Source organism: Stenotrophomonas sp. 71799_Sma (assembly GCF_056482505.1).
The window spans coordinates 4,630,030-4,646,396 of the sequence record NZ_CM151202.1 but is presented as its reverse complement, the minus strand read 5'-3'; the positions used below and the strand labels follow the sequence as shown (position 1 = coordinate 4,646,396).

The window sequence follows — 16,367 nt, the reverse complement described above, 5'->3', positions numbered from 1 at the left end:
CGGTCCCGACAGAGCCGCCGGGCATGGCCCGGCGCCATCGATTAGAGCAGCCCTTCGCGCTTCACCGCCAGATAGCGTTCCACCAGCGCACCAGGCAGGGCATCGGCGGTCACGTCCAGCACCATCACCTTCTCGCTGCGCAGCGCTTCATGCGCCTTCGCGCGCTGCTGCAGGTACAGCGCAGCGGCACCGGCCTGGGTGGCGTCTTCCAGGGTCTGCACGTCACCCTCCAGCGCAGCGTCCAGTTCGCGTTCGCGCAGGCTGGCCACGCACACCAGGTGGCGGCGCTGCAGCAGGCGCACCGCTGCCAGCAGGTCCTCGATATCCTCGTCACGCACGTTGCTGACCAGCATCACCAGCGCCCGCCGACGCTGGCGCAGTGATACTTCGGTGGCGGCCGCCAGATAGTCGGTGGCCACCGCGCGCGGCTGCAGGTCGTAGCTGGCGCGCAGCAGGTGCTCGACGGTGCCCATGCCGCGCTGCGGCGCCACCCAACGGCGCTCGCCACCGGTGGCGAACAGGCCGGCGGCGTCGCCCTGGCGCAACGCCAGGTAGGCCACCACCAGCGAGGCGTTCAAGGCATGGTCGAAGTGCGAGAGCCCGCCTTCGCTGGCCAGCATGCGCCGACCGCTGTCGAGCATCAGCAGCAGCTGCTGGTTCTTCTCGTCCTGGTATTCGCGCGAGATCAGCTTGCGCGCACGCGCGGTGGCCTTCCAGTCGAGCTGGCGCAGGCTGTCGCCGATGCGGTACTCGCGCATCTGGTGGAAGTCGGTGCCTTCACCGCGGCGGCGCTTCACGTGTGCACCGACCAGCCGCGAGGCCTGGTCGGCACTGAACAGGGCAAAGCGGGTGAGCGGCACGAAGTTCGGATAGACCCGCACGTCCAGTGCGGGCGGCAGCGTGCGTTGCTGCCACCACAGCCACCACGGTGAACGCATGCGCAGATGCACGCCTTCGAAGCGGAAATGCCCACGCTGCAGCGGCTGCAGGTGGTAGTGGAGGGTGGAAGCACTGCCCGCCTGCAGGCGCACGCGCTGCGGCAGTGATTCCAGCGGCCAGCCGCCGGGGACCAGGTCGAACACCTGCACCGTCATCGATGCGTCCGCCTGCAGCCGCAGCGCGGCCTCGCGGCGCACGCCCAGTGCCAGCGCTTCGGGCAGCTCACGCTGGATCTGCGGCGATGGACGCCGCGTCTGCCGCCACAGATCCATCAACGCTGGCACGGCAATCGCCACCGCGGCCAGCGCCCAGCTCCAGCGCGGCAGCAGGCCGCCCAGCACCAGGCCACCCAGGGCGGCCCAGGCCAGCAGCAGCGCCAGCAGCAGCGGGGCCGGCCTCATCGGCGCGGTGCTTCCACCTTGGCCAGCAGTGCACCCAGCACGTCGTCGGCGTCCTGGCCTTCGATCTGCAGTTCCGGTGCCAGCGCGATGCGATGGCGCAGCGCGGGGCGCGCGATGTCGCGCACGTCGTCGGGGGTGACGAAGTCACGGCCGGCCAACACCGCCTGCGCGCGCGAGGCACGTACCAGCGCGATGCTGCCACGCGGGCCAGCGCCGACCGCGATACCCGGCCACTGCCTCGTGGCCGCCACAATCCGCACCGCGTAGTCGATCACTTCGTCATCGACGGTGATCGCCGCGGTGGCACGCTGCAACTCCAGCAGTTCGCCGGCACCGAGCACGCGTGGCACCTGGCTCAGGTCGAAATCGCTGGCGGCACGACCACTGGTGATCGCGGTCACCATGCGCTTCTCGTCCTCCAGCTGCGGGTAGTCGATCAGCACCTTCAACAGGAAGCGGTCCAGCTGTGCTTCCGGCAGCGGGTAGGTGCCTTCCTGCTCCAGCGGGTTCTGCGTGGCCAGCGCCATGAACGGCGGCGCCAGGGTGAAGGCCTTGCCTTCGATGGTCACCTGGCCTTCCTGCATCACTTCCAGCAGCGCCGACTGGGTCTTGGCCGGTGCGCGGTTGATCTCGTCGGCCAGCAGCAGGTTGGTGAACACCGGGCCGCGACGGATCTTGAAGCTCTCGCTCTTCGGGTCGTACACCGCGTGGCCACTGACGTCGCTGGGCATCAGGTCGGGGGTGAACTGTACACGCCCGTAATCCAGCTCCAGGGCCTGTGCCAGTGCGCGCACCAGCAGGGTCTTGCCCAGCCCGGGCACGCCCTCGATCAGCACGTGACCACCGGCAAGCAGCGCCACCAGGATCTGGTCCAGCACATCGGCCTGGCCGATGAAGGCGTGGCCGACGGCATCGCGGATGGCATCGACGCGTTCGATCAGGCGGGCGTTGGCAGCCGCCGGCAGCTCGGGGACTTCAGTCATAGCAGGGATCTCATCTGGAGCAGCAAGCGGATGCGCTCGCGCAGGGCGGAGGAATCGTGCGGCGGTGGGGGCGTGAGCGCGCTGGCGACGCGGCCCTGCGGCCACTTCAGCAGCTCGGCGATGGCCTGATCGCGCGGCGCACCATCCAATGCGGCGGCAATCGGTGCGCGCAGGCGCAGGCGGTGCAGGAACAGGGCGAGCACGGCCTCGTACAGGCGTATGCCGTGACCGAAGCGCAGCAGCAGTTCGCCACTGGCACGCACGTGCTCCAGCAGTGAACGACGTTCCAGCACCGGCGACGGCAGCAGGCTGCCGAAGCGCTGTGAACGGCCCCACAGCCAGCCCAGCAGGGCCAGCAGCAACGGCACCCACAACGGCCAGCCCTGATAGAACATGCGCGACCACAGCGACGGCGGGCGGCTGGCATAGACCAGCCAGACCGCACCCTTGCCATAGTTCGGATCGAGCAGGTAGCGGGTCAGGTCGCGATGCGACGCGTCGTGCAGGCCGTCGCTGGCCCCGCCACCTGCCGACGCCAGGCGCGCTGCCGGTGAGTCCACTTCGCTGCGCATGAACTCCATGTCGGCCAGCACGCTCACTCTGCCCTGGCCGTGGCGCAGGCGCGCGAACACCAGGTCGCGATCAGTGCCCCAGCGGCGTTCGGCCTGCGCACTGGCCGCAAACCCCAGGGTGAAGCGGCGGCCACCACAGAATTCGACGTGGCCCGGATCGTCGTCGACATGGAAGGCCTGGCAGTCGCTGCGCTGGAACAGGCTGTCTACGCCCAGCCGGTCCAGCAGGGGGCCCTGCGTGCTGCCGGCATCGTCCTCGGCCGGCGGCGGCGTACGTACCAGCAGGTGACCACCCCCGTCGACCCAGTCCAGCAGTGCGCTGGCGACGGGCGGCGGCAGTTCGCTGCTGTCCTGCAGCAGCACTACCGTGTCGTGGCGCCCCAGCGTCATCTGCTGCAACTCCAGCCGCGGTCGCGAATGCACGTCGATGCCATCGGCGCGCAGGGCCTGGCCGAGCACGTACAGCGGGTTGTAGGCGGCCTCGCCCTGTGGCGGCAGCCGGATCGTCTCGGTCACCCGCTCGTGCGTGCGCAGGTAGAGGATGGTCAGCGGTACGCCGAACAGCACCAGCGCACCGAGCAGCAGCGACCAGAACAGGCGCGGACTCATGCCTGCCACCCGTACTGCTGGCGCAGGGTATCGGCCAATGCATCGAAATCGGCGCGGCTGGGCAGGCGGCCACCGTAGGCGGCGTACTGCCACATGCGCACGATGCGCGCGAACAGGTCACGGTCGCTGGCCTGGGGCATGCGTCGCGATGCGCGCAGGCATTGCGCTTCGGTGGCACCGGGTGGAAGCGCGATACCGCTGCGCTCGCCCACCGTGCGCACGCTGGCGCGGTACAGCAGGGCCAGCGCCTGCCGCGGCCGGCCCTGGTCCCAGAGCAGGCCGGCCTGGGTGGCCACGTCCGGCGGCAGCACCACCGGCAACTCCACCTGCTCCTCCAGCACCTTCGGTGCAGCGTCGGCCTTGCGCCGGCCACTGCCACGCAGCCACGGCAGCCACAGCCGCGCGGTCAGCAGCAGCACCAGCAGCAGGATGCCGAGCAGGCCCCAAAGGCCCCATTCGGCCAGCCGTGCCAGCCAGGCGATGCCGTCCTTGCGCGCTTTGCGTTCACCTTTGCTGTTGGTGTCACGCTGCAGCTGCTTGTCTTCCTTCTTTTTTTCCTCGGCCTGCTCGATCGGCTTCCAGCGGGTGACCTGGCGGGTCGGGCGCTGCAGCGGGTCTTCATAGGCGCGGTTCACTGCCTGACGGAAACCGGCGGTGTCCACCGGCGCTGTACCGAAGATCATTGCCGGCGTATTGGCGGGGTCGTTGGCCGCGGTGGCCGGTTCTTCCGCACTGTCTTCGTCCTCTTCGGCATCGCCTGCCTGCTCCGCGACCGTCTGCGCGTCCTGCGCATGCACCGGTGCGGACACCAGCGGCAGTGCCAGCCACAGCAGCAGCGCCAGCGTCGATGCTGCCGGCAGCAGCCGCTCGCGCAGGCGGCGCAGGGCGATTTCGACGTCCCAGGCTTCCATCTGCGTTCGACGGTTCAGGTACAGGCCAAAGCCCGCACCGACGAAGAACGGGCCGATCAGCACCGAGGCCAGCCAGCACGCCAGGTTGAAGCCCAGCCGTGCCCATGCCGGCGTGTCCTTGCCAATCATGTCCCACGCCGCACGCCACGATTCGGACATCAGCTCCAGTGGCATGAACATGAACACCGCACCGATCGCGCCGGATACCAACACGGCTTCGAACGCCAGGCAGGTCACCGTCAGTACCAGTGCCGCGCCCGCTGCGCCGGCTGCCACCGCACGACGGCGTGGGCCGCGCTGGCCCAGTGTGTTGCCTTCCAGCAGGTTCACCGGCAGGCACAGGCTGCGCAGCACGCTGAAGCGGCGCCAGCCCAGGTAGCCCCAGAAGCCGCTGTTGCCCCAGCTTCGCTGCGCGCGCAGGGCGGCCAGCGTGCCGACCGGCTCGCCGAAAATGCCGCGCGACAGCACGTACAGCGGCGCGCGTTCGAACAGCGGCTTGCACCACCACATCGCCAGCCAGGCCCAGCCGAAGGCATCCAGCCACCAGCCCAGCGCGTTGAAGATCACGAACAGCGGTGCACTGGCCAGCAGCCAGCTGCCCCACAGCGCACGCGCGTGACGGCGGGACAGGGCGGTGCCCAGCTCCATCGCTTCCCAGCCACTGCGGGCGCGCAGCGCCACATCCAGGCGGTCAATGCGCATGGCCGCCCCCACGTCCGCCGCGCCACAGCCACAGCAGCACGCCGGCCCACAACACACCGGCCACGCTGAACTTGCCCCACGCCGGTACTTCGGCAAGCGAGGACCAGAAGGCTTCGATGAAGGCGGCCACCAGCAGCATGAAGGCGACGCCGAGGCACAGCCGTGCGCCGATGCGGCCGCCTTCGACCAGTGCATCCAGGCGGCTGCGCCGACCCGGTGCCAGCAGCTTCATGCCCAGCTGCAGACCGGCACCGCCGGCGATCACGATCGCGGTCAGCTCGAAGGCACCGTGGCCGACCACGAAGCGCCAGAACGGGTCGCCATGGCCGATGTGCTGCAGGTGACCGGCCACCGAACCGATGATCACGCCGTTGAACAACAGCACCAGCAGCGTGCCCAGCCCAGCCAGCAGCCCGCTGGCGAAGGTGCGCAGGGCGATGCTGATGTTGTTCATGATGTAGTGGCCGAACATCATCCAGTCGGTGCCGCTGTCACGCCCCAGGCGCTCGGCGGCGGGATCGTACATGCGCTCCATCTCGGCGATCTGGCGGTTGTCCATCAGCATGTGGATCAGGTCCGGATAGACCTGCACCAGCACGAAGCAGGCCACCGCCGGCAGCGCGAACATCGCCAGCGCCACCCACATGCTGCGCGCCTGGCTGCGCACCAGTAGCGGGAAATCGGCCACCAGGAACTCCAGGGCACCCCGCCAGCGCGTCGGCGGCGTGCGGTACAGCACGCTGTGGCCCTGCTGCATGAGCTGCTGCAGGCGCTGCACCAGCTGCGGGCTGTAGCCGCGTTCGCGGGCCAGCGCCAGTTGCTGGCACAGCCGCCGGTAGCGCTGCGGGAAGGTGGTGTCGTCCAGTGCCAGGCCGCTGGCCTTGCGGCGCGTGCGGCGTGAGGCACCAGCACGCAGCAGCAGCCACTGCTCCAGGTCCTGCCATTCCTGCTGGTAGCGGGCGACGAACTGTTCCTGCTTCATCGCCGCCCCAGCAGCCAGTTGGCCATCGCATACAGGCGCAGCACGCCGACCTGGCCATGGGTGCCGGTCAGTGGCTCGGCAATACCGGCCAGCTCCTGCTGGCGCGCCGCCGACAACCGTGGCGCGCGCTCGGCGAAGGCCATCAACGCAGCCTGTTCCTCTGGTCGCAGGGGCTGCGGCGGGGCCAGCACGCTGTCGATGGTCGGCGGCGGTGGCAGGTACAGCGCGGGTGCGTGCACCACCACGGTGCCCGCCACCAGGTCGCCAAGGCGGCGGCCATGCGGATCGAACAGGCTGCTGATCAGGCCCAGCGCATAGCCGAACGGCAGCATGTCCACCGTGCGCAGCAGGTTGCGGGTGATCGCCGCCATCCAGCCTACCGGCGCGCCATCGCGGGACAGCACGCGCAGCCCCAGCGCACGCTTGCCCAGCGTGCGCCCCCACAACGCTTCGCAGACGATCGGGTAGGCCCAGTAGACCAGGAACATCAGCACCAGGTAGAGGCCGGAGCCGAACTTGTCCAGCAGCGCCAGCGGAATGGACACCAGCACCAGTGCCGCGATGCGCACGCCAAGATCGACCAGCCAGGCCATCGCCCGCGGTACCGGGCCGGCGGCAGGCAACTGCAGCGGCACACCCTCCGGCGTCACCACCTCGCGGTAGGTATCGAGCATCGGTGCGGCCATCAGCGCGATGGCCTTCGTTGTGGGCGCCGGAGTCCTCTCCGGCGGGCAGCCACAGGCATGGGGGTCTCGACAGGTCCTGGTCGGGCCAAGACTTTAGCAGAGCCGCATGGCAGCGTCGGGGGCTCAGCCCCGGTATTCGTCCTTCAGCCGCACGTAGTGGTCGGCCGAGTAATGCAGCGCCTCGATCTCCTTGTCACTGAGCGTGCGTGCCGGTCGTGCAGGGTTGCCGACCCACAGCTCGCCTTCGCCCACCACCTTGCCGGGGCCGATCACCGCACCGGCGCCGACGAAGCCATGGCGCTCCACGCGGGCGCCATCGAGGATGCAGGCGCCCATGCCGATCAGGCTGTAATCGCCGATCGTGCAGGCATGGATGATGCAGCCGTGGCCAACGGTCACGCCTTCGCCGATCAGGGTCGGGTAGCCGGCCTTGTTGTACGGGCTGTGGTGGCTGACGTGGATGATGGTGCCGTCCTGCACGTTGGTGCGTGCACCGATGCGCACATGGTTGACGTCGCCGCGGATGACCGTGCCCGGCCATACCGACACGTCATCGGCCAGCTCCACGTCGCCGATGATGGTGCAGGCCGGATCGATGTACACGCGTTCGCCGAGGACGGGCATCTTGTCGCGGAAGGGGCGCAGCGGGTTCATCGAAGTCTCCGGAAATCAGGGCGTTCACGACGATGATACCTGCGTGGTCTGCACGCCGCGCGCGCGCCGCAGGGTAGTGCCGGCCGCTGGCCGGCAACCTCAAGGTCATGTCTGGAGTTCTGCGGTTGCCGGCCAGCGGCCGGCACTACCCGCTACGGTTCGTAGCTGTAGCCGATGCTGTATGCGGAACAGCGGATCGCGCGCAGCATTGCAGTAGATCCACGCCATGCGTGGATGGCATCTATCGCGCTCGTGTTATGCCACGCGTCCCCGGCGTGCGCGCTCCAGATGCACCAGCAGCAGCGAGATCGCTGCCGGGGTCATGCCCGGAATGCGCTGTGCCTGGCCGATGGTCTGCGGGCGTACGCGCTCCAGCTTCTGCAGCGCTTCGGCCGACAGCCCGCGCACCGTCGCGTAATCGAAGGCTTCAGCGATCGGCGTGGCTTCGTGCCGCTGCTGGCGCTCGATCTCCTCGCGCTGGCGGTCAAGGTAGCCGGCGTACTTCACGCCGATCTCCACCTGCTCGGCGACCTTGCCATCGGCCACCGCTGGGCCCAGCGAGGGCACCTGCATCAGCTTGGCGTAATCCAGCTCGGGGCGCTTGATCAGGTCCAGCACATTGGTCTCGCGACTGACCGCCACGCCCAGTGTCTCGTTCACTTCGCGGCCCAGTGCATTGGCCGGGGTTGCCCACAGCGCACCCAGGCGTGCGCGCTCGGCAGCGACGGCGGCCTGCTTGGTCTCGAACGCGCTCCAGCGGCGATCATCCACCAGGCCCATTTCGCGGCCGGTCGGGGTCAGGCGCTGGTCGGCATTGTCCTCGCGCAGCTGCAGGCGGTACTCGGCGCGGCTGGTGAACATGCGGTACGGCTCGTTGGTGCCGTGGGTGATCAGGTCATCCACCAGCACGCCCAGGTAGGCCTCGTCGCGACGCGGGCACCAGCCGTCCAGCCCGCGCACCTGGCGTGCGGCGTTGAGGCCAGCCAGCAGGCCCTGCGCGGCGGCCTCTTCGTAGCCAGTGGTGCCGTTGATCTGGCCAGCGAAGAACAGGCCGTTGACCAGCTTGGTCTCCAGCGAGGCCTTCAGCCCGCGCGGGTCGAAGAAGTCGTACTCGATCGCGTAGCCGGGGCGGGTGATGTGTGCGTTCTCGAAGCCACGGATGCTGCGCACCATCTCCAGCTGCACGTCGAACGGCAGCGAGGTGGAGATGCCGTTGGGGTAGATCTCGACGATGCCCAGGCCTTCGGGTTCGACGAAGATCTGGTGGCTGGCCTTCTCGGCGAAGCGCACCACCTTGTCCTCGATGGACGGGCAGTAGCGCGGGCCGATACCTTCGATCTGGCCGCTGTACAGCGGCGAGCGGTGCAGCGCGTCGCGGATGATCTGATGGGTCTGTTCAGTGGTGTGGGTGATCCAGCAGCTGACCTGCTGCGGATGCTCGTCCACCGAGCCGAGGAAGGACATCACCGGCCGCGGCGAATCGCCGGGCTGCTCGTCCATCACGCTGTAGTCCAGCGAGCGGCCATCGATGCGCGGCGGCGTGCCGGTCTTCAGGCGGTCCACCTGGAACGGGCGCTCGCGCAGCCGCGCGGCCAGTGTGGTGGCCGGCGGGTCGCCCATGCGGCCGGCGGCGTACTGGGTCGGGCCGACATGGATCTTGCCGGCCAGGAAGGTGCCGGCGGTCAGCACCACGGCCTCGGCATCGAAGCGCAGCCCGGTCTGGGTGATGACCCCGCGCACGGCGTCGCCTTCGATGACCAGGTCGTCCACGGCGGCCTGGAACACGGTCAGGTTGGCCTGGCCTTCGACGATGGCGCGGATCGCCATGCGGTACAGGTTGCGGTCGGCCTGGCAGCGGGTGGCGCGCACGGCCGGGCCCTTGGAGGCATTGAGCGTGCGCCACTGGATGCCGGCGCGGTCGGCGGCATGCGCCATCGCACCACCGAGGGCGTCGATCTCCTTGACCAGGTGGCCCTTGCCGATGCCGCCGATGGCCGGGTTGCAGCTCATCGCACCCACCGTTTCGATGTTGTGGGTCAGCAGCAGGGTGCGCACGCCGGTGCGGGCCGCGGCCAGCGCGGCTTCGGTGCCGGCGTGGCCACCGCCGATGACGATGACGTCGTAACGATGGAAGGACGGATTCATGGGGGCTGTTCAGCTGGGGGCGGGCGCGGCCGGAGGCGGCGCCGGGGTGGCGATTTTAGCGCCATTCGGGGCCGGGACGTCGCCGCCGGCCGGCCAGCGCCGAAATCAGCCCTAAAGTTGGCAGGATTTTTGCAGATAACCCAATAGCACCCACCGTGGCTGGCGCCGTAGGCGCCCGTGACCGGAATTGGAACAGGGGCCGGTACAGGCGCACGGTGGGGGAGCAGAGGGCCGGCAGTCGGGGGACTGTCCGGCCCTGTTTTTTTGCGGTTGTCGGGAAGGCGCCATCCACGCATGGCGTGGAGCTACTGATGCTGGGGCCCTCGCCGGTTGGCGACCCAACAAAACAAACGGCCCCGCATTGCGGGGCCGTCTGTTTTCAGAGGTGCCGACATCCGACAGGGCCGGAACAGGGGGGATCCAGATGTTCCTGTCGGATATCGACGTAGAGCTTTTTGCGGCGGCCCGTGTCGTTTTTGTCACTTTGTGACGCGGGCCGTCACTGTCCGCGTAGATTGCGGCTTAGACCGTGTGAAATGCAAGACGGTTCAGCGCTCAACTGTGCGCTGCGTCGCACGATCCATATTGCGCCAGGGGGAACCGTTCATCCTCGGCGCACTCGGTGCCGGTGCCGGACGGGCCTGCGGCGGGGGCGCCGACGGCTGGGCGTTCGATTGCGGCGGGCGGCGCATGGAGTCCATGTTCCGCCACGGCGACCCCCCGTTGTACGACGGACGCGACGGCGGCGGCGGACGGTGCTCGCCGCCATTGCCCGGACGCGGCGGCGGGCGGTGGTTGTGCGGCGGACGGTAGATCGGGCGCGAGTAATACGGGTTGCCGTAGCCGCCGTAGTAGCCGCCATAGCCACCGTAGTAGGGGCCGTAGTTGTAGGGATAGCCGGCCGGGTAGCGGTATTCCACCGACGGCGCACCGTGGTAGTAGCTGCCGCTGCGGCCGCCGCCGACATAGTCGTAGGTGGTGCAGCCGGTCAGGGCCAGCAACAGGCCACCGGCAAGCATCAGGCGCATTTTCATGGTGGGTCCCCCCAGAGGACGGGTGTGCAGTCAGCTTCTGGCGCCAGCGTTGAATCGGCCCTTAATTCCGCCGGCCAGGATGAATGGAGGCGTAGGGCTGCATGCTGGCATGACCTGTGTCCCGGTCGCCAGCGCGGGGGCATACGTTAATCTTGCGTCATGAGCGATTCACTGTTGCCCCGCGCCGACGACGTCCTGCTTGCTGCCGCGAGGATCGCCCCGCATGCCAGCGTGACCCCGGTGCTGCGCTCGCACACGCTCGATGCGCTGGCCGGGGCACAGCTGGCCTTCAAGGCCGAGCACCTGCAGCGTGGTGGTGCGTTCAAGTTCCGCGGTGCCTGCAACGCGGTGTGGTCGCTGGAGGCTGATTCCGCCAGTGCCGGCGTGGTCACCCACTCCTCTGGCAATCACGGCGCCGCCCTGGCGCTGGCCGCGCGCACCCGTGGCATTCCCTGCCATGTGGTGGTGCCGGAAGGCGCGGTGGCGGCCAAGCTGGCCAATATTGCCCGGCATGGCGCCACGCTCTGGCACTGCCCGCCGACCATTGCCGACCGTGAGGCCACCTGCGCCAAAGTGCAGGCCGACACCGGTGCGACCCTGGTTCATCCCTATACGAATCCGGCGGTGATGGCCGGACAGGGCACCGCCGCCCTGGAACTGCTGCACAGCGACGGCCCGTTCGACGTGCTGGTGGTGCCGGTGGGCGGCGGCGGCCTCGCCAGCGGCACTGCGCTGGCGCTGCAGCACGCCAGCCCGCAGACCCGTCTGGTGCTGGCCGAGCCGGCCGGTGCCGACGATACCGCGCGCTCGCTGGCCGCTGGCGAGCGCCAGGACGCGTTCACCCCGGACACGATCTGCGATGGCCTGCGTACCCTGATCGGCGCGCCCAATTTCGAACTGCTGCGCGCGGCCAGTGCCGAGGTGATCGTGGTCGATGACGCGGCGACGATGGCCGCGATGCGCCTGCTGTGGGAGGTGCTCAAGCAGGTGGTTGAGCCGTCCTCGGCCACCGTGCTGGCTGCGGTGCTGGCGCAGCCGCAACGTTTCTCCGGACTGCGCGTGGGCCTGGTGCTGTCCGGCGGCAACGTCGACCTGCCAGCGCTGCGCTGGGGGTCGCCTTGAGCCGCGACCGGCAGCGGCCTCGCACCGGCCTGCTGGGCTGGCTGTGGCGGCTGTTTGTCCTGCTGGTGATCTGGCTGCTGGGCGTGACTGCCTGGATCGTCTGGGTCGGCGAGCGTGACCAGGCCGCCAAGGCCGACGCCATCATCGTGCTGGGTGCGGCCGCCTATGACGCCAAGCCGTCACCGGTGTTCGAAGAGCGTATCCGGCATGGGCTGGACCTGTACGAGGCCCAGTACGCGCCGCTGCTGATCTTCACCGGCGGCTACGGTGGCACCGGTGCGCGTTTTTCCGAATCGCAGGTGGCGCGGCGTTATGCGCTGAAACATGGCGTGCCGGACGATGCGATCCTGATCGAAACCGCCTCGCGCAATACCGTGCAGAACCTGGTTGAAGCCAAGCGGCTGATGGACCAGCGCGACCTGCACCGGGTGATCATCGTCAGCGATCCGCTGCACATGGCGCGCGCGCTGCGCCTGAGCAAGGCGCTGGGCATCGATGCGCTGGCCTCGTCCACGCCCAGCACGCGCTTCCGCAGCTTCCACACCAGCTGGCGCTTCCTGGCGCAGGAAATCTATTTCTTCCACCGCGACCTGGTGCGCCCGCCGCTGAGTTCGCCGGCCAATACCTGAGGGTGCCGCTGCGCTCGCCGGGCATGGCCCGGCGCTACCCGGTTCACGTGCCGGCCCATACCCGCCTTTGGTAGGTGCCGACCTTGGTCGGCACACTGCTGGCGGCACCGCGATCTGATGGGGTGTGCCAACCAAGGTTGGCACCTACCAGAGCGATTCGCGTGCGGTGTGGAATGCGTTAGTGCCGGCCGCTGGCCGGCAGATGCCCAGCATGGAATCATGAAGTTGCCGGCCAGCGGCCGGCACTACCGGACGATCAGCTCTGCTTGCGCCGGATCGGAATCGCCGACACCGGCACCGCGGCCACGTCATGCCCGCCTTCGCGGATCGGCGCGCCCGGGTCCGGTGCCCAGGCGTGCGCATAGATCACTTCCCAGCTGCTGGGCAGCTTGCCGTCGGCACGGCGCATCGGTTCATACGCCGCTGCCGCAGCGGCGAAACGGCCACGCCCGGTCAGCGTGTGGCGTCGGTCCACCCGTGCATTGGTCGCGCCCATCGCACGCAGTTCGCGCATCAGTGACGGCAGGTCGTCGTAGGTCAGGGTGAACAGGTCGCGGTCCAGCACCGGGTCGCGGAAGCCGGCCATCATCAGCGCATCGCCGAACTGGGCGATCTGCGCGAAGCGGCTCACGTGCGGGCGGTCATCGGCGGCCGCGAATGCCTCGTTGAGTTCGATCAGGGTTTCCGGGCCGAAGGTGGAACACACCAGCAGGCCGCCCGGCTTGAGTACGCGACGGAATCCGGCAAACACCGCCGGCAGGTCGTCCACCCACTGCAGGCACAGGTTGCTGAAGATCACATCCACGCTGTTGTCGGCCAGCGGCAGCGCGGCGGCGTCACCGCACAGGCGCTGGAACGGCTTCCACCACCCGGCCTGGCGCTTGGCCTGGTCCAGCATCGGCAGCGCCACATCCAGCGCGATCACCTGCGCCTTCGGCCAGCGCTTTTTCATCAACGCACTGGCATGGCCGGTACCCGCGCCGATGTCCAGCACCACCTCGGGCTTGCGTGCTTCCAGGTAGTCCAGCGATTCGATCAGCCGCGACTGCACCTCGCGCTGCAGGGCGGCGGCGGCGTCGTAGCTGCTGGCGGCACGCGCGAACGCGCGGCGGACGTGGCGGGCATCGAAGTGGGACGGCATTGCGAAAGTCTCTTAGAACGTACCGGGGTAGGCGCCGCCGTCGATCAGCAGGTTCTGCCCGGTGAGGTAACCGGCCTGCGCACTGCACAGGAAGGCGCAGGCGGCGCCGAACTCGTCCGGCGTGCCGAAGCGGCCGGCGGGAATCTGTTGGCGGCGGCGTTCGGCCACTTCGCCAGCATCGCCGTCCTTGCCCGCACTGTGGGCGAAGTTGGCGCGCAGGCGGTCGGTGTCGAACTGGCCGGGCAGCAGGTTGTTGATGGTGACGTTGTGGGCCACGGTGCGGCGCGACAGGCCGGCGACGAAACCGGTCAGGCCACTGCGCGCGCCGTTGGACAGCGCCAGGAAATCGATCGGGGCTTTCACCGCCGACGAGGTGATGTTGACGATACGGCCGAAGCCGCGCTCGATCATCGCGTCGACGGTGGCGCGGATCAGCGCGATCGGCGCCAGCATGTTGGCGTCCAGCGCGGCAATCCAGTCGTCACGCTCGAAATTGCGGAAATCACCGGGCGGCGGGCCACCGGCGTTGTTGACCAGGATGTCCACCTGCGGGCATGCGGCCAGCGCCGCGACGCGGCCGGCTTCGGTGGTGACGTCGGCGGCGACCGCGCGCACCTCGGCGGCACCGGCCAGCGCGCGCAGCTCTTCAGCGGCGGCCTGCAGGGCGGCTTCACCGCGGGCCACGATCACCACGTTGACGCCCTCGCGCACCAGCGCACGCGCGCAGCCCAGGCCCAACCCCTTGCTTGCGCCGCAGACCAGTGCCCAGCGGCCATTGATACCCAGATCCATGTGTCAGTCCTGCGGAATTCGGAAGGCGCTCATTGTCCGCCATCGGCCGGTGACAGGCCGGCAACGAAGTGTTGCAGGGCGGCGGCAACCTCGTCGGCATGGCCGAGGAAGGGCGCATGGCCGCCGTGGGCGATGGTCAGCGCCTGCCCGCCCGGGGTCAGTGCCGCGGCGGCCTGCATCGCCGCCGGAGATACCAGCCGGTCGCGTTGGCCGGCGATCCACAGGCTGGGCCTGCCCAGCGTCGGCAGCGCGCCGCGCAGATCGGTGCTTTCCAGCAGGCGCAGGCCCTCCAGCAGGGCGCGTTCGGTGGGTGCACCGCGCTCGACCAGGCGCTGGCGCAGCGTGCGCAGCTCCTCGCGGGCGTGTGCCGAGCCCATCACATCCAGCGCCAGGAAGCGCTCCAGGGTGCCACCGAAGTCGCTGGCCAGCTCGCGCCCGAACTGTTCGAACACCGCCGGTTCCACCGCGTGCGGCCAGTCTTCGCCACGCACGAAGCGCGGCGTGGCCGCGATCATCGCCAGCCCGCGCACCTTCGGCAGCGTCGCGGCAGCATGCAGCGCGAACAGGCCGCCCAGCGACCAGCCGCACCACACCGCCGGCGGCGTGGCCGCAGCAATGGCATTGACCACGAACGGCAGGCGCAGCGGCGTGGTGTCCTCGCGGCTGTGGCCATGGCCGGGCAGGTCTACCAGGTGCAGGGTGAACTGGTCCGCCAGGCGCTGCACCAGTGGTGCGAACACACCGCCCTGCAGGGCCCAGCCGTGGATCAGAACCAGGTCCGGCCCACGGCCGGTCACTTCAATATGCATGGGCAACGACACGGAACTCAGGCAAAAGCGGGCAGCGGCGGTGGCGCGGCTTCACGCACGGCCAGGGTCACGCGGTCGCGCGCGCTGGCGATGGCCTCCACCAGGCCGCGCACCTGTTCCGGCGTATGCAGTGCGGACAGGGTGACGCGCAAGCGTGCCTTGCCTTCCGGCACCGTCGGTGGGCGGATTGCGCCGACCAGCCAGCCGGCCTGTTCCAGCGTCGTGGACATCGCCACGGCGGTATGATCATCACCACATAGCAGCGGCTGGATCGGCGTTTCCGAAGCCATCAGGTCCAGGCCGTGGCGACGTGCTTCACTGCGGAACAGCGCGATCAGGTCGGTCAGTTTGGTGCGGCGCCAGTGGTCGCGGCGCGCCAGGCGCACTGCTTCAAGCGCCGCAGCGGCCATCGCCGGTGGCACGGCGGTGGTGTAGATGTACGGGCGCGCGGTTTCGGCCAGATGCTCGATCAGGTCGTCACGGCCCAGTACCAGTGCACCGGAACCGCCCAGTGCCTTGCCCAGCGTGACCAGTTGCAGCGGTACGTCGTCCACGCCCAGCCCGGCGGCGGCCACGGCACCACGGCCATCACCGACCACGCCCACGCCGTGCGCGTCATCGACGTAGAACAGCGCCTGCTGCAGGCGTGCCACAAGCGACAATGCACGCAGCGGTGCGATGTCGCCATCCATGCTGAAGACACCATCGGTGGCCAGCATCGCCGCGCCATCGGGCGCGTGCTTGAGCTGACGCATCGCGCCTTCTGCATCCAGATGCGGATAGCGGCGCAGGCGTGCACCGGCCAACCGCGTCGCATCGAGCAGGCTGGCGTGGTTGAGCTTGTCCTGCACGCAGACATCGTTCTCTTCGCTCAGCAATGCCTGCTGCACCGCCAGGTTGGCTGCGAAGCCACTGCCGAACAGCAGCGCACGCGGATAGCCCAGCCACTCGGCCACTTCGCGTTCAAGTGCCTCGTGCAGGGCGTGGTGGCCGCAGACCAGGTGCGAGGCACCAGCGCCAGCACCTTCGCGCGCGGCAGCATCCTGCAGCGCATTGACCACGCTGAACTGCTGGGCCAGGCCCAGGTAATCATTGCTGCAGAAGCCGGTCAGCCACTGGCCGTCCACTTCCAGGCGCACGCCATCACGACGGCTGACCGTGCGTCGCGGGCGGCGACGGCCTTGGGCATCGCGCAGGGCGCGCTGGGCGTGGAGGCGGGCGGTCAGGTCGGGGCGGGCCATGGTGGCTGAATGCGT

At 69.1% G+C, this 16,367-nt stretch carries 15 protein-coding genes; 2 read left to right on the top strand and 13 right to left on the bottom strand.

The window, feature by feature from the left end:
• Positions 1 to 41 precede the first annotated feature (41 nt).
• The 9 genes from ACZK4Z_RS21435 to ACZK4Z_RS21395 all read right to left on the bottom strand — a co-directional run bounded on the left by ACZK4Z_RS21435 (position 42) and on the right by ACZK4Z_RS21395 (position 10,618).
• Positions 42 to 1,340, bottom strand: coding sequence for a DUF58 domain-containing protein (locus tag ACZK4Z_RS21435; protein ID WP_125895414.1), 1,299 nt, complete (start codon positions 1,338 to 1,340; stop codon positions 42 to 44).
• The gene (locus ACZK4Z_RS21430) at positions 1,337 to 2,323 is read right to left on the bottom strand and encodes an AAA family ATPase (RefSeq protein WP_005411535.1); all 987 of its coding nucleotides are present in this window, start codon (positions 2,321 to 2,323) and stop codon (positions 1,337 to 1,339) included. Before ACZK4Z_RS21430 ends, ACZK4Z_RS21435 begins: the two co-directional genes overlap by 4 nt.
• Positions 2,320 to 3,504: a DUF4350 domain-containing protein gene (locus ACZK4Z_RS21425; RefSeq protein WP_049461684.1), complete on the bottom strand. Its 1,185-nt coding sequence runs from the start codon at positions 3,502 to 3,504 to the stop codon at positions 2,320 to 2,322. Before ACZK4Z_RS21425 ends, ACZK4Z_RS21430 begins: the two co-directional genes overlap by 4 nt.
• The gene (locus ACZK4Z_RS21420) at positions 3,501 to 5,117 is read right to left on the bottom strand and encodes a DUF4129 domain-containing protein (RefSeq protein WP_125895415.1); all 1,617 of its coding nucleotides are present in this window, start codon (positions 5,115 to 5,117) and stop codon (positions 3,501 to 3,503) included. Before ACZK4Z_RS21420 ends, ACZK4Z_RS21425 begins: the two co-directional genes overlap by 4 nt.
• Positions 5,107 to 6,099 carry a stage II sporulation protein M gene (locus ACZK4Z_RS21415; RefSeq protein ID WP_032129115.1) on the bottom strand — a complete coding sequence of 331 codons (993 nt, stop codon included), beginning with the start codon at positions 6,097 to 6,099 and terminating at the stop codon, positions 5,107 to 5,109. Before ACZK4Z_RS21415 ends, ACZK4Z_RS21420 begins: the two co-directional genes overlap by 11 nt.
• Positions 6,096 to 6,785: an RDD family protein gene (locus tag ACZK4Z_RS21410; protein ID WP_049400866.1), complete on the bottom strand. Its 690-nt coding sequence runs from the start codon at positions 6,783 to 6,785 to the stop codon at positions 6,096 to 6,098. Before ACZK4Z_RS21410 ends, ACZK4Z_RS21415 begins: the two co-directional genes overlap by 4 nt.
• 123 nt (positions 6,786 to 6,908) lie before the next feature.
• Positions 6,909 to 7,439 carry a gamma carbonic anhydrase family protein gene (locus ACZK4Z_RS21405; protein WP_032129113.1) on the bottom strand — a complete coding sequence of 177 codons (531 nt, stop codon included), beginning with the start codon at positions 7,437 to 7,439 and terminating at the stop codon, positions 6,909 to 6,911.
• A 255-nt stretch (positions 7,440 to 7,694) separates the two neighbouring features.
• Positions 7,695 to 9,584 carry a tRNA uridine-5-carboxymethylaminomethyl(34) synthesis enzyme MnmG gene (mnmG, locus tag ACZK4Z_RS21400; protein WP_049400865.1) on the bottom strand — a complete coding sequence of 630 codons (1,890 nt, stop codon included), beginning with the start codon at positions 9,582 to 9,584 and terminating at the stop codon, positions 7,695 to 7,697.
• Positions 9,585 to 10,132: 548 nt separating this feature from the next.
• Positions 10,133 to 10,618: a hypothetical protein gene (locus tag ACZK4Z_RS21395; RefSeq protein ID WP_019337023.1), complete on the bottom strand. Its 486-nt coding sequence runs from the start codon at positions 10,616 to 10,618 to the stop codon at positions 10,133 to 10,135.
• Positions 10,619 to 10,777: 159 nt separating this feature from the next.
• On the opposite strand from ACZK4Z_RS21395, the gene ACZK4Z_RS21390 reads away from it, so the two are divergent.
• Both ACZK4Z_RS21390 and ACZK4Z_RS21385 read left to right on the top strand, forming a co-directional pair.
• On the top strand, positions 10,778 to 11,740 hold the full coding sequence (locus ACZK4Z_RS21390; protein WP_125895476.1) for a pyridoxal-phosphate dependent enzyme: 963 nt from the start codon (positions 10,778 to 10,780) through the stop codon (positions 11,738 to 11,740).
• The gene (locus ACZK4Z_RS21385) at positions 11,725 to 12,369 is read left to right on the top strand and encodes a YdcF family protein (RefSeq protein ID WP_478451568.1); all 645 of its coding nucleotides are present in this window, start codon (positions 11,725 to 11,727) and stop codon (positions 12,367 to 12,369) included. The genes ACZK4Z_RS21390 and ACZK4Z_RS21385 overlap by 16 nt, the downstream gene beginning before the upstream one ends.
• A gap of 256 nt (positions 12,370 to 12,625) precedes the next feature.
• On the opposite strand, the gene bioC is transcribed toward ACZK4Z_RS21385, so the two are convergent.
• Genes bioC through bioF form a run of 4 tightly spaced genes read right to left on the bottom strand, consistent with a single transcriptional unit; the run spans position 12,626 to position 16,352 of the window.
• A complete protein-coding gene (bioC, locus tag ACZK4Z_RS21380; protein WP_125895475.1) occupies positions 12,626 to 13,510 on the bottom strand; it encodes a malonyl-ACP O-methyltransferase BioC in 885 nt (294 codons plus the stop codon).
• A gap of 12 nt (positions 13,511 to 13,522) precedes the next feature.
• Complete coding sequence (locus ACZK4Z_RS21375) at positions 13,523 to 14,302, bottom strand: SDR family oxidoreductase (protein WP_125895474.1); 780 nt, start codon at positions 14,300 to 14,302, stop codon at positions 13,523 to 13,525.
• Between the two features lie 29 nt (positions 14,303 to 14,331).
• Positions 14,332 to 15,111, bottom strand: a complete 780-nt coding sequence (gene bioH / locus ACZK4Z_RS21370) for a pimeloyl-ACP methyl ester esterase BioH (protein ID WP_125895473.1) — start codon at positions 15,109 to 15,111, stop codon at positions 14,332 to 14,334.
• Between the two features lie 17 nt (positions 15,112 to 15,128).
• Positions 15,129 to 16,352: an 8-amino-7-oxononanoate synthase gene (gene bioF / locus ACZK4Z_RS21365; RefSeq protein ID WP_125895472.1), complete on the bottom strand. Its 1,224-nt coding sequence runs from the start codon at positions 16,350 to 16,352 to the stop codon at positions 15,129 to 15,131.
• Between the last annotated feature and the right edge of the window lie 15 nt (positions 16,353 to 16,367).

What these genes read in the sequence shown, in the direction of transcription:
- ACZK4Z_RS21430 (WP_005411535.1), bottom strand. Translation starts at nt 2,323, where the DNA reads ATGACTGAAGTCCCCGAGCTGCCGGCGGCTGCCAACGCCCGCCTGATC.
- ACZK4Z_RS21415 (WP_032129115.1), bottom strand. Translation starts at nt 6,099, where the DNA reads ATGAAGCAGGAACAGTTCGTCGCCCGCTACCAGCAGGAATGGCAGGAC.
- ACZK4Z_RS21395 (WP_019337023.1), bottom strand. Translation starts at nt 10,618, where the DNA reads ATGAAAATGCGCCTGATGCTTGCCGGTGGCCTGTTGCTGGCCCTGACC.
- ACZK4Z_RS21410 (WP_049400866.1), bottom strand. Translation starts at nt 6,785, where the DNA reads ATGGCCGCACCGATGCTCGATACCTACCGCGAGGTGGTGACGCCGGAG.
- ACZK4Z_RS21405 (WP_032129113.1), bottom strand. Translation starts at nt 7,439, where the DNA reads ATGAACCCGCTGCGCCCCTTCCGCGACAAGATGCCCGTCCTCGGCGAA.
- ACZK4Z_RS21420 (WP_125895415.1), bottom strand. Translation starts at nt 5,117, where the DNA reads ATGCGCATTGACCGCCTGGATGTGGCGCTGCGCGCCCGCAGTGGCTGG.
- bioF (WP_125895472.1), bottom strand. Translation starts at nt 16,352, where the DNA reads ATGGCCCGCCCCGACCTGACCGCCCGCCTCCACGCCCAGCGCGCCCTG.
- ACZK4Z_RS21435 (WP_125895414.1), bottom strand. Translation starts at nt 1,340, where the DNA reads ATGAGGCCGGCCCCGCTGCTGCTGGCGCTGCTGCTGGCCTGGGCCGCC.
- ACZK4Z_RS21425 (WP_049461684.1), bottom strand. Translation starts at nt 3,504, where the DNA reads ATGAGTCCGCGCCTGTTCTGGTCGCTGCTGCTCGGTGCGCTGGTGCTG.
- bioC (WP_125895475.1), bottom strand. Translation starts at nt 13,510, where the DNA reads ATGCCGTCCCACTTCGATGCCCGCCACGTCCGCCGCGCGTTCGCGCGT.
- ACZK4Z_RS21390 (WP_125895476.1), top strand. Translation starts at nt 10,778, where the DNA reads ATGAGCGATTCACTGTTGCCCCGCGCCGACGACGTCCTGCTTGCTGCC.
- ACZK4Z_RS21375 (WP_125895474.1), bottom strand. Translation starts at nt 14,302, where the DNA reads ATGGATCTGGGTATCAATGGCCGCTGGGCACTGGTCTGCGGCGCAAGC.
- bioH (WP_125895473.1), bottom strand. Translation starts at nt 15,111, where the DNA reads ATGCATATTGAAGTGACCGGCCGTGGGCCGGACCTGGTTCTGATCCAC.
- mnmG (WP_049400865.1), bottom strand. Translation starts at nt 9,584, where the DNA reads ATGAATCCGTCCTTCCATCGTTACGACGTCATCGTCATCGGCGGTGGC.